General features: G+C 59.9%; 11 protein-coding genes and 2 riboswitches. Of the genes, 5 read left to right on the top strand and 6 right to left on the bottom strand.

The genetic code is table 11. From position 1 onward, the window contains the following. Positions 1-115 precede the first annotated feature (115 nt). The 3 genes from gcvP to gcvT all read right to left on the bottom strand — a co-directional run bounded on the left by gcvP (position 116) and on the right by gcvT (position 4,684). On the bottom strand, positions 116-2,965 hold the full coding sequence (gene gcvP, locus SIB38_RS11590; protein ID WP_294113519.1) for an aminomethyl-transferring glycine dehydrogenase: 2,850 nt from the start codon (positions 2,963-2,965) through the stop codon (positions 116-118). Positions 2,966-3,181: 216 nt separating this feature from the next. Then, complete coding sequence (gene gcvH, locus SIB38_RS11585; protein WP_294113521.1) at positions 3,182-3,541, bottom strand: glycine cleavage system protein GcvH; 360 nt, start codon at positions 3,539-3,541, stop codon at positions 3,182-3,184. An 18-nt stretch (positions 3,542-3,559) separates the two neighbouring features. Continuing rightward, a complete protein-coding gene (gcvT, locus tag SIB38_RS11580) occupies positions 3,560-4,684 on the bottom strand; it encodes a glycine cleavage system aminomethyltransferase GcvT (protein WP_412550193.1) in 1,125 nt (374 codons plus the stop codon). Positions 4,685-4,769: 85 nt separating this feature from the next. After that, a riboswitch (glycine riboswitch) is annotated at positions 4,770-4,851 on the bottom strand. Next, positions 4,852-4,938, bottom strand: a riboswitch (glycine riboswitch). A 284-nt stretch (positions 4,939-5,222) separates the two neighbouring features. Here gcvT and SIB38_RS11575 point away from each other — a divergent pair. Then, positions 5,223-5,609, top strand: coding sequence for a hypothetical protein (locus SIB38_RS11575; RefSeq protein ID WP_294113525.1), 387 nt, complete (start codon positions 5,223-5,225; stop codon positions 5,607-5,609). A 16-nt stretch (positions 5,610-5,625) separates the two neighbouring features. Here the strand turns inward: SIB38_RS11575 and SIB38_RS11570 are convergent, their stop codons facing one another. Beyond that, entirely contained in the window at positions 5,626-6,081 is a 456-nt protein-coding gene (locus SIB38_RS11570) for an RrF2 family transcriptional regulator (RefSeq protein WP_412550192.1), read from the bottom strand. Between the two features lie 105 nt (positions 6,082-6,186). Between SIB38_RS11570 and SIB38_RS11565 the strand changes: the two genes are divergently transcribed. Continuing rightward, complete coding sequence (locus SIB38_RS11565; RefSeq protein WP_294113529.1) at positions 6,187-6,750, top strand: gamma-glutamylcyclotransferase family protein; 564 nt, start codon at positions 6,187-6,189, stop codon at positions 6,748-6,750. Between the two features lie 13 nt (positions 6,751-6,763). Next, on the top strand, positions 6,764-8,158 hold the full coding sequence (locus SIB38_RS11560) for a magnesium transporter (RefSeq protein WP_412550191.1): 1,395 nt from the start codon (positions 6,764-6,766) through the stop codon (positions 8,156-8,158). A 1-nt stretch (position 8,159) separates the two neighbouring features. Here SIB38_RS11560 and SIB38_RS11555 read toward each other — a convergent pair whose 3' ends face one another. Together SIB38_RS11555 and SIB38_RS11550 are read right to left on the bottom strand one after the other, a co-directional pair. Then, complete coding sequence (locus tag SIB38_RS11555) at positions 8,160-9,113, bottom strand: 1-phosphofructokinase family hexose kinase (protein ID WP_294113531.1); 954 nt, start codon at positions 9,111-9,113, stop codon at positions 8,160-8,162. Positions 9,114-9,269: 156 nt separating this feature from the next. Then, complete coding sequence (locus SIB38_RS11550; RefSeq protein ID WP_412550190.1) at positions 9,270-10,205, bottom strand: MBL fold metallo-hydrolase; 936 nt, start codon at positions 10,203-10,205, stop codon at positions 9,270-9,272. A 124-nt stretch (positions 10,206-10,329) separates the two neighbouring features. Between SIB38_RS11550 and SIB38_RS11545 the strand changes: the two genes are divergently transcribed. Together SIB38_RS11545 and gltX are read left to right on the top strand one after the other, a co-directional pair. Then, on the top strand, positions 10,330-10,758 hold the full coding sequence (locus SIB38_RS11545; RefSeq protein ID WP_294113533.1) for a DUF1801 domain-containing protein: 429 nt from the start codon (positions 10,330-10,332) through the stop codon (positions 10,756-10,758). A 61-nt stretch (positions 10,759-10,819) separates the two neighbouring features. Next, complete coding sequence (gene gltX / locus SIB38_RS11540; protein WP_412550189.1) at positions 10,820-12,145, top strand: glutamate--tRNA ligase; 1,326 nt, start codon at positions 10,820-10,822, stop codon at positions 12,143-12,145. Positions 12,146-12,193: the final 48 nt, after the last annotated feature.

Here is a 12,193-nt window from a genome sequence, read left to right as displayed (position 1 = left end):
CCACCAAACAGAAAAAGCCGGGCGCAAACCCGGCTTTCTCATTCTTCAAATATCTCGGGGGTGCGCTTGCCTTGGCAAGCGAGGGGGCTGGCCCCCTCACCCAATCCTGCGAGACTTACTCCGCCGCTTCGGCGTACTCATCCATCGGCGGACAGATGCAGACCAGGTTGCGGTCGCCGTACGCATTGTCCACACGGTTCACCGGCGGCCAGTACTTGTCCACACGGAACGCACCGGGTGGGAAACAACCCTGTTCGCGGGTGTATGGACGATCCCAATCTTTCACGAGATCTTCCATCGTGTGCGGCGCATGTTTCAGCGGGTTGTTCTCCGCATCAATCCGGCCTTCCTCGATGTCGCGAATTTCCTCACGAATGGACAACATCGCATCACAGAAACGATCCAGCTCCGCTTTGTTCTCAGACTCTGTTGGCTCAATCATCAACGTGCCCGCCACCGGCCAGCTCATGGTTGGCGCGTGGAAACCGCTGTCGATCAGACGTTTGGCAATGTCATCCACGGTCACCCCAGCACTGTCAGCAAACGGACGGGTGTCGATGATGCACTCATGTGCCACGCGGCCGGTTGGGCCTTTGTAGAGCACGTCATAGGCACCTTCGAGCCGCTTGGCGATGTAGTTGCCGTTCAGGATCGCCACACGGGTCGCCTGGGTCAGACCTTCGCCACCCATCATCAACACATAGGCCCAGCTGATAGGCAGAATCGAAGGCGAGCCAAATGGCGCCGCAGACACCGGCCCTTCAACACCGCCAGCTTCAGGGTGACCCGGCAGGTGTGGTGCCAAATGCGCTTTCACGCCGATAGGTCCCATGCCGGGGCCGCCCCCACCGTGTGGAATGCAGAAGGTTTTGTGCAGGTTCAGGTGGCTCACGTCACCGCCTACATCGCCCGGACGGGACAAGCCCACCATCGCGTTCAGGTTGGCGCCGTCGATGTAAACCTGACCGCCAAACTCATGGGTGATGTCACAAACCTCATGCACTGTGTCCTCAAACACACCATGGGTGGACGGATAGGTGATCATGCACCCAGCCAGGTTCTCGGCGTGTTTCTCGGCCTTGGCGCGGAAGTCTTCCACATCAATGTCGCCGTTCTCCGCCGATTTTACCGCCACTACTTTCCAGCCCACCATCTGTGCCGAGGCCGGGTTGGTGCCATGCGCGCTCATCGGAATGAGGCATACGTTGCGGTGATCTTCGCCCCGCGACCGGTGGTAAGCCGCGATGGTCAGCAGACCCGCATACTCACCCTGCGCACCAGAGTTCGGCTGCATGGAAATCGCATCATACCCAGTGATCTGACACAGCTTGTCGTTCAGATCGTCGATCATCTGCGTATAGCCTTCGACCTGATCTTTGGGCGCAAACGGGTGCAGATTGGAGAACTCAGGCCAGCTCACTGGCATCATCTCCACAGCTGCGTTCAGCTTCATGGTGCAGGAGCCTAGCGGGATCATCGCGCGGTCCAGCGCCAAATCGCGATCTGCCAGACGACGCATATAGCGCATCATCTCGGTCTCAGCCCGGTTCATGTGGAAGATCGGGTGATCCAGATAGCCGGTTTCGCGCAGCAGCTTCTCTGGCAGACGATACTCTGGCGTATAGTCCTTATCGTCCTGTACAATGCCAAACGCGCGCCAAACCGCTTCGATGGTCTGCGGACGGGTGGTTTCATCCAGCGAGATACCAACCTTGGTCTTGCCCACTTTGCGCAGGTTGATGCCTTCCTGTACCGCGTGCTGCAACACACCGCGTTGCAAGAGGCCAACATCAACGGTGACGGTGTCAAAGAACACACCCGGCTCCACAGTGAAACCCGCGTCCTCCAGACCTTTCACCAGACGGGCGGTCTTGCGGTGCACGCGCTGCGCAATCGCCTTCAAACCTTCCGGGCCATGGAACACGGCATACATGGAGGCCATCACCGCCAAGAGCGCCTGTGCGGTACACACGTTGGAGTTGGCTTTCTCGCGGCGGATGTGCTGTTCACGGGTCTGCAGCGACAGGCGGTAGGCACGGTTGCCCTGCGCATCAATCGACACACCGATAATCCGGCCCGGCATGGAGCGCTTATAGGCATCCTTACAGCTCATGTAAGCGGCGTGTGGACCACCATAGCCCACCGGCACACCAAAGCGCTGGGTGCTGCCAACAGCAATATCCGCGCCCATCGCACCCGGTTCTTTCAGCAAGGTCAAGGCCAGCGGATCTGCCGCCACAACCCCAATCGCCTTGTTGGCGTGCAGAGCTTCGATTTCGGCGGTGAAGTCACGCACGTGACCATGGGTGCCAGGGTACTGGAAGATCGCGCCAAACACCTTGTCTGCTTCCAGATCGTCGGGGTTGCCCACGATCACTTCAATGCCCAGTGGCGCGGCACGGGTCTGCATCACCGCAATGTTCTGCGGGTGACAGTTTTCGTCCACGAAGAAGGCTTTGACTTTGGATTTGGACACCCGCTGCGCCATGGTCATCGCTTCGGCACAGGCGGTGGACTCATCCAGCAACGACGCGTTGGCCACGTCCAGACCGGTCAGATCGGTGATCATGGTCTGGTAGTTCAACAGCGCTTCAAGACGGCCTTGCGAAATCTCAGGCTGATATGGCGTATACGCGGTGTACCAGGCCGGGTTCTCCAGAATGTTACGCTGGATCGCTGGCGGCGTCACAGTGCCGTAGTACCCCTGACCAATCAGGCTGGTCAGCACTTTGTTCTTTTCAGCCGTGGTGCGCATGTGGCGCAGCACTTTGCGCTCAGACATCGGGCGGCCGGTGTTCAGCGGCTCTTTCTGACGGATGCTCGCAGGCATCGTGTCATCAATCAGAGCGTCAAGGCTGTCGGCGCCAATCACCTCAAGCATCGCGTCCATCTCATCCGGAGACGGGCCGATGTGACGGCGGTTGGCAAAATCATAAGGTAGATAGTCGGTGGGTTTGAAGGTCATCTTCATCTCCTCAACAATCCGCGGCAACAGGTGCGGAAGTTAGATAAAGTGAGGGCTTGGCTCGGAAGGACCGCGCCTGACCCTGGGTGGGGGCTGAAAGCGCCCTCCCGTGGGGAGGGTCGGGCACGGTCCGGTCTTACAGACCGAACCAAACCTCTCGTAGATGCTGGTCATCGAGCGCGGGATGTGAGTTGCCTCCCTCCCGCAGCCAAAGGCTTACCCGATGAATTCTTTGTAGGCGTTCTCGTCCATGTAATCGTCCATCTGGGACGGATCGGACGGCTTGATCTTGAAGAACCAGGCGCCTTCCATGGGGTCGTCGTTCACCTTGCCCGGCTCATCAACCAGCGGCTCGTTCACTTCGACAATCTCGCCATCAATCGGCGCCAGAATGTCAGACGCGGCTTTCACGGACTCGATCACACAGACTTCTTCGTCTTTGGTGACCTCGGTGCCCGCTTCTGGCAGTTCGACAAACACCACATCGCCCAGTTGCTCGCTGGCGTGTTCGGTGATGCCCACCACCACAACGTCGCCTTCAACCCGCAGCCATTCGTGCTCTTCGGTATATTTCATTGCTTGCTCTCCTGTTGCTCAACGTTTGAAATTGGCAGGCACCAGCGGCATCTTCGCCACGGTCACGGGCAAACGCTTGCCCCGTACCTCACCAAAAATTTCTGTTCCGACAGCGGCCTGCGCCGTGCCGACATATCCCATGGCCACCGGACCTTCGTAGGTCGGACCAAAGCCGCCCGAGGTGACTTCACCAATCGACTCGCCACCTTCAGCCGCGGCAAACAGCTGTGTGCCCGCCCGCATCGGCGCCCGGCCTGTTGGCGCCAGGCCCACACGTTTGCGTGCCACGCCTTCCGCCAGATCGCCAAAGATGCGATCTGCACCCGGGAAGCCTCCGGCGCGATCCCCATCCGCGCGGCGCACTTTCTGGATTGCCCAGGTCAGCGCCGCCTCGATGGGGGATGTGCTGGCATCGATGTCATTGCCATAAAGGCACAGGCCGCCTTCCAGACGCAGGCTGTCGCGCGCGCCAAGGCCAATGCCTTCCACCTCTTCCATCGCCAACAGTTTGCGGCAAATACCTTCCGCATCGGCTTCTGGGATCGAAATCTCGTATCCATCTTCCCCGGTGTAACCCGAGCGGCTGACCCAACAGGCCACGCCATCCAGCTCAACTTCGGTGAAATCCATAAACGCCATATCGACAACGGCAGGGTTCAACCGCGCCAAAGCGGTCTCTGCCGCCGGACCTTGCAACGCTACCAGCGCACGACCGGTGATCTCTTCCACCGTCACATCCGGGGACAACGCTGCGGTCATCCGCGCAATATCCGCTTCTTTACAGGCCGCATTCACCACCACAAACAGGTGGTCGCCGCGGTTGGCAAACATCAGATCGTCTTCGATCCCGCCTGCATCATTGGTGAAAAACCCATAGCGCTGACGCCCAGCGCCAAGGCCCATCACATCCTGTGGCACCAGCGTTTCAAACGCCTTCGCAGCGGCCTCGTAGCTCCCGGCACGCAGCGCAACTTGCCCCATGTGGCTCACATCAAACAAACCCGCAGCCCCGCGACAATGCAGGTGCTCTTTCATGACGCCCAGCGGGTACTGCACAGGCATGTCATAGCCCGCAAACCCAACCATCTTGGCGCCAAGCTCAACATGCAGATCATACAGCGGTGTCCGCTTCAAATCTCCCATAGGCTTCGCCCTTCTCCTTCCGGGCGTGTCCATGTTTGGAGGTCACATCCGGCATCCCATTTTCGCGCAACTGTTCTGCGCGTGCGATGCCCCCTCTGTCCGACTGCCTGAGATCGTTATCCCTTCGGCGGGTGTCCTGACGAACACCACTCTCCAGAGTGTGTTTTCAAAGGTGGTCGGTCCCTGTGGCCTGAGAGTTTCCGGGGCGGTTGCTCCTTCGGCACTGGATCGTCCAGTTCTCCCGATTCACCTTGGCGTGCACCGTAGTATGCAGAACCAAAGCTGACAAGCCTCAATATCGCAACTGATTATCACGCGATAAGCAATAGTTATGACACACTTCACCCAGCCCGGTAAGTAATTGCAATCCAACAAAAGGTTTTCCGCGCAATCAGACGACTTTCCACGGCGACCTGCACCTTCACGACACCTTATGGAGAAGACAATTAGAAACCGCCGATCATGCAGTTTTGCAAATCCCCTTGGCTTCGCCTGCCCGGCTCCCTAGGTAAGCCCCCACCCAAACAGGACCTCTTTGATGCTTGTTTTTGCCCTGATCTTTTTTGTCGGCCCCATTCTCGGCGGCGCGCTCTCCCTTGGCGCAGCCGCGCAGCTTTGGCGCGGCGGCAAAGCGGAAGGACCAATCGTTGTTCTTTTGACAACCGCTCTGGGGCTCCTGGCCATCTGGGGCTTGCGCTATGACCTCGGGCTCAACCTGCCAGAACTCTCCGCCCTCCCCTCTGGTGCTACGCTAGAACAAACCCTTGTCCTCTTGGCCAGCGCCCTATTTCTCACTCTGCTGTTTGGCACATTCCGCTGGCCAGTCCAGCGCAAAGGCCGCTGGATGGCGGTCCTCGCAGGTCTGTTGTGGGGAGTTGTTTTCGCCGCGGGCGTCGTCCTCTCAGGCGTCGACTTTCGCCACTAAGCCCGCGAACACGTTCTTAGCTGGCTTTTGAGTCACAAGGATCAGGCGCCAGAATGCCAAGCAACGCGGTGTTGTTGCACACCAACGAGTCCAGCGTCACAACATCCAACCGCGCGTAAAATGCCTCCGCGGCCTCTTGTAAAGCCAACTTCAATCGACAGGCCGCCACAAGCGGACAGGAATTGTCCACATCCGCAAAACACTCGGCCAGCGGCACAGAGGCTTCCATAGCCCGGAAAATCTCACCGATCTCAATGTCTTTGGGCTCGCGAGCCAACTCAAGCCCGCCATTGCGCCCCCGTTGCGTGCTCAACACGCCCATCAACGCCAGTTGGTGAATAACCTGCGCCAGGTGGTTTTCCGACGCGTTACACACCCCGGCAATCTCATGCTTGGTCACCAAGCGGCCACGGTGCGCTGTGCAATACATCAGCACACGAATGGCAATATTCGTCCGTTTGGTAATCCGCATGATCTTCCTCTCAGTCCGTCCCGGCGGTCAGATGGGTGAGCGGGTTGTGCCAGAGGGATCCGTGCATAGCATTGACATGGATCAACACACGTGTAGGGAGGAGGCATGACCGCCTCCTACTTCTTTGGCTATGGCAGCCTCGTGAATCAAAGCACGCATTCTTACGAGAATGCGCATCCCGCGCGCCTGAACGGGTGGCGGCGTCAGTGGTGTCACACCGACCTGCGCCCCATCGCGTTTCTTACCGCTGTGCCAGACGACTCCTGCGCCATAGACGGTATTATAGCACATGTGCCAGGCGATGACTGGGAAGCTCTGGACGCCCGTGAATTTGCCTACACTCGCGTGATCAGCACTCCGAAGGTCACCCACCCGATCACCGATCCCATCGAGATCGCCGTCTACACCGCCCGCCACAACATCGGCCTGCCCGCAGACATGCGCCATCCCATTCTGCTCAGCTATCTGGACGTGGTTGTGCAAGGCTACCTGCGTGAATTTGGTGAGCAAGGCGTTGTGGATTTCTTCGCCACAACAACCGGTTGGGACGCGCCCATCCTGCATGACCGCGCCGATCCACAATACCCGCGTCACCGCGTGCTGACCAAAGACGAGACGGCGCTGGTGGATCACCACCTCGCCGCTCTGGACGCAAAATTCACCAGCTAAAAGGCCTGCCAACATGCCCTCTATGATCTGGCACGACGACCACACAGAGGACGGCAAACAGGCCAACCGCAAGCTGCTAAAACAGCTCGATCACTGGATTGGGGCTGATAAGAAAGCGGCCTTAATCGAAGCGCTCGAAGACTGGCCCGCGGTCGACACATTGGCCGCTCTCACGCGATTGCGCCCCGCCCGCGCCCGCGTGATGTTTGACTGGATCCCGGATGCGCTTGGCCTCAAGGTCATGGCCGAACTTGATCCGGACCTGCGCGCAGTTCTGTTCTCGGAAACGTCCCTCACGACTTTTTCCAACAACATCGCCATGATGGATGAGGACGAGGCCGTCGACACGCTACTCGAACTACCTCGCAGTTTCGCCGCACAGCTGGTCGCGGCACACCCAAAGGCCGACGCCATTGCCGCCGTCCTTCAAGCCCGCGACGACAGCGCCGCCACCGTCATGCGCTTGGGCGTCCTCATGGCCCCGGCAGATTGCACCGTCGCACAACTCACACAGGACATCCGCGCCCGTAGCCAGAACCTCGCCAAGATCGACATGATGTTTGTGGTGGACGCCAACCGCAAACCGCTGGGTTTCCTGCGCTTTCGCGAAGTGTTGGCCGCCACCGACGACGTGGTCCTGCACGACATCCTGCATCCGGAACTGCTTTTGGTGAGTGCTGACTGGGACCGCGAAGACGTCTTGTCCATGGCCCGTGCCAAAAACCTACACGCCATTGGGGTGATCGACAGCACCGGCAAACTTGTCGGCGGCATCTCCCCCCGCGAACTGGCCAAAATCGTCCGCGAAGAGGCCGAAGAAGACATGCTGCGTATGGGCTCAGTCTCCCCCGCTACCACGCAGTTTGACAGCCCGCTCACCATCCTGCGCCGCCGTTTGCCTTGGCTGCTCGGCGGCCTGGGGGGCGCCGGTTTTGCCGCAGGTGTGATTGGCTCCTTTGAGGACGCGCTGGCCCAAGCGGCCGTTTTGGCCAGCTTTATCCCCGTAGTCATGGCCACCGCAGGCAACGCGGGCATTCAGGCCTCCACTGTATCTGTGCAGTCCCTCACCTCCGGCGTGAACTGGCGCGGCGACTTCTCGGGCCGCATCCTGCGCGAGCTGTTGGGTGCCATGCTGAACGGGCTCTCCATTGGCAGCATCACCGCGCTCATGGTTCTGTTGGTCAGCCTGTTCATCCCGCTGCACGCGCCAGCCTACCTGGCGCTCACCGCCCTCTGCGCGCTCACACTGGTGACCACAATCGCAGGCACCATCGGCGCCGTTATTCCCTTTGTTCTCAAATCCCTAAAGCTCGACCCTGCCGTGGCGACCGGCATCTTCATCACGACGACCAACGACGTGTTTGGCGTGCTGACTTTCTTCCTAGTCGCCTCAGCGCTCTACCTCTGAACTACACGGCCAGATCGCTCAACGCACACTCCGGCAGATAGCGCTCAAAATCCGGCTTCCGGCACAGCTCTCTCGCGGGTGTGGTCACCGCCGACGTCGCCGCCGTCGTGCCCCACTGCAGGGCCGTGGTCGCGTCTTTGCCCATGGCCATCGCTAAGGCAAACGCCCCGACAAAACTGTCCCCAGCCCCCACTTTGTTGTCCACCGGCACATCCAGACCAGAAGCATGCACACAGCCCGTTTCTGTCGCCAGCACCGACCCATCCGGTCCCCGCGCAACAACCACCGCACGCGCCACACCTTTCGTGACCAAATCGCGCGCAAACCGGGCGCTGTCCTCGCGGCTTGCCAATGGCGCACCTTCGATTTCTTCCGCTTCATCATGGTCCATGCGCAGCACTTCCAGCCCGCATCCCTCATGCCCACAAAGATCCGCCAGTGGCGCGCCTGAAATGTCACAAATCACCTTTGGCCCCTCGGCCCCAAGCCGCTGCATGATGCGCCGGATCACGTCGACTGGCATGCCCGGTGCCAAACTGCCCGACAGCACAACCAATCCCGACGGCGACACCATCGCACACAGGTTGTCCAACATCAGTTCGCAGTCCGCCTCCCGCCAAGTTGGCCCCGGCATCACATAGCGATACTGATCCCCGCTTGCGCCTTCGATTACTGCCACATTGGTGCGGGTCTCCCCCGGTGCCGGATACGGAATGCGCGCGATGCCCTCTTCGGCCAACAAAACCCCGAGCTTCACCCCTGCAGTGCCCCCAGCCGCGACAAACGCGCGCGAATACCCGCCCAAAATCCGGATCGCGCGCGACACATTGATCCCGCCGCCACCCGCGCTAAACACCGGCGCGTCGCAGCGCAGCTTTGGCCCTGCACTCACCTCAGGCGTCGCGGTGGACATATCCACCGCCGGGTTGAAAGTCACGGTCAGAATATCTTGCAACGGTCCATACTCCAGAAGGCACAAATGTACGTGGCACATCTGCTCACAGAGACACCGTTACCGCAAACAGGACGTGCGAAACTCTGTTCTAGATCAAAGACCAAAACAAAAGCGGCGCCCCGAGGGGAGCGCCGCCTCTAAGAGCCAAAACGGCTCTTATCCCAGCATCAGCTGGTAACTTGCTGGCGCATATTTGTAGCCACTGTCGTGTTTCTCAACATAACCCACCGCTGGCCATGGCATGTGATAGCCAATGAACGGAATTTTATCCGCCGCCAGCATATCCAGCATCTTGCGCCGGGTCGCCGCCGCCGCAGCCTTGTCGCGGTCAAACTTCACCTCCCAATCCGGGTAGGCCAAAGACCACACATAGTGGTTGGCGAAATCTGCCGCAATCACAAGTTGTTGCCCCTCGCTCTCAATGCGATAGGCCATGTGACCCGGCGTATGCCCAAAGGCGCCAACGGCGGAGATCCCCCCCGCCACGTCAGCCCCATCTTCGATCATGTCAAAGCGCTCGGCATTCGGGCGGATCTTGCCTTCAAACGCTTTGTTGCCGTCCGTTGCCGCCCAGGCGTCATATTCCACGCGTCCAGTCACATGGCGCGCGTTGCCAAAGGTCACGCCGCCTTCACCAGCCACGCCGCCAACGTGGTCACCATGCATGTGGGTGATCACCGCGGTATCAATCTGATCCGCCGAATAGCCCGCCGCCTCCAACGCCCCCGTGATGCTCTCCGGGCTCAGGCCTGTATCAAACAGCACCAACTCATTTCCAGTGTTCACCACAGTCGGCGTGAAGAAAAACTGCGCCGCATTGGTCGGAATGTTGGCAGCGCCCGAAGCCTCGGCAAACTCCTCCGCGCTCACGTTCATGCCAAAAATGCTCTGCGGGTTTTCAACCGTGCGCGTCCCCACCAACAAGGTGGTCACCTCAAAATTGCCAAGCTTCATGCGGTTAAAACGCGTCGCGCCCACCCCCATCATCTCCGCTTTGGCTGCTGCCATTTGCGGCGCCATCGTTGCGGCCAAAGGCATCGCCGCTGCCCCCGCCAAAACGCCACGCCGCGTCAGTCCGGTCTTCTTTGACATTGGTCCTCTCCCACTGCTGTCAAAAATATCGATATTTGCTAATAATATCGATTTTACGGAAGGTGCGAGAATTTGGATCAATAATCACGTAGAAGTGACGGATCCCAACCAAGGACCGCCCAAAATGTCAGGCAACAAAACCGCCCCCACAGACGTGGCCCCGCGCGACTTCCTGCAAACCGTCACGCCCCCGCGCCGCCAGTCTGACGCCCACGTTCTGCTTGACCTCTTCGAGCGCGTCTCCGGCTTCCCTGCAGTCATGTGGGGCCCGTCGATTATCGGCTTTGGCCAATACCACTACCGCTACGACAGCGGCCGCGAAGGCGATTTCCTCGCTACCGGCTTCAGCCCGCGCAAAGCCAATCTCGTGCTCTACATCATGCCTGGATACCAGGACTACAGCGCCATTCTCGCCCGCCTCGGCAAACACAAACTTGGCAAATCCTGCCTCTACATCAACAAACTCGCCGACATCGACATCGCAGTCCTCGAGGAGCTCATTCAAACCGGCCTGACGGATCTGAACGCCAAATGGCCCGTGCACGCGGGCTAAGTGCCACATTTCTGGACAAACCGCGCGAGGTATGGAATTGGGAACGCAACAGGAGATTCCCATGACGACCACCCGTTTTGCCCCTTCGCCCACCGGCTACATCCACGTTGGCAACCTGCGCACCGCGCTGATGAACTACCTGATCGCCCGCAAAGCTGGCGGCACCTTCATCCTGCGCATCGACGACACCGATCCGGAGCGCAGCAAACAGGAATATGTCGACGCCATCCAAGAAGATCTCGAATGGCTTGGCCTGACCTGGGACCGCATCGAGAAACAGTCCGACCGCCTGGAGCGCTATGAAGACGCCGCGCAGCACCTGCGCGACATGGGCCGGTTCTATGAGTGTTTTGAAACCCCAACCGAGCTGGACCTGAAGCGCAAGAAACAGCTCAACATGGGCAAACCGCCGGTTTACGACCGCGCGGCCCTGAACCTGTCGGACGACGAGAAAGCCAACCTGCGCGCAGAGCGCGGCAACGGCCACTGGCGCTTCAAGCTGGACCACGCACGTATTGAATGGACCGACGGCATCTTGGGCGACCGCTCCATCGACGCCGCCTCCGTATCTGACCCGGTGCTGATCCGCGCCGATGGTCAGTTCCTCTACACGCTGGCCTCCGTCTGTGACGACATCGACTACGGCATCTCCGATGTGGTGCGCGGCTCCGACCACGTCACCAATACCGCCACCCAGATCCAGATAATCGAAGCCTTGGGCGGCGCGGTGCCCAACTTCGCGCACCACTCCCTGCTGACCGGCCCACAGGGCGAAGCGCTCTCCAAACGCCTCGGCACCCTGGCCCTGCGTGACCTGCGCGAAGCCGGTGTGCAGCCGATTGCCCTCCTGAGCCTGATGGCCCGTCTGGGCAGCTCCGACCCAATGGAACTGCGCGCCAACCTCGAAGAGATCGCGGACGGTTTTGACATTACCAAATTTGGCGCAGCGCCGACCAAATTTGACGTCGAAGACCTCTATCCGCTCACCGCCAAAGTGCTGCAGGAAACCCCCCTCGCAGAGGTGGCCGACGCCGTTGCGGCGGTTGGTGTGCCCACTGAGTTGGCCGAGCGCTTCTGGAACGTGACCCGCGACAACATCACCACGCTCAACGATCTGGGCAAATGGTGGGATCTCTACACCAATGGCGCGGAACCAGAGATCGACGACGAAGACAAAGAGTTCATCGCCGAGGCCATGAAGCTCCTGCCCGAAGGCCCGTTTGATGACGACACCTGGTCCACCTGGACCGCGGCGGTGAAAGAGGCCACAGGCCGCAAAGGCCGCGGTCTGTTTATGCCCCTGCGCAAAGCCCTCACCGGTCAGAAAAACGGCCCCGACATGGCCTCCCTGATGCCGCTGCTGCAGGTCATCAAAGCCCGCGGCTAAACCGCCAGAATAGAAGACAACGCGTCCCGGTTTGGGACGCGCTGAAAA

Origin of the sequence: Shimia sp. MIT910701 (assembly GCF_047126315.1) — a bacterium.
In the GTDB taxonomy this organism is placed as follows: Bacteria; Pseudomonadota; Alphaproteobacteria; order Rhodobacterales; family Rhodobacteraceae; genus Shimia.
This window is presented reverse-complemented; position numbering and strand designations above follow the sequence as displayed.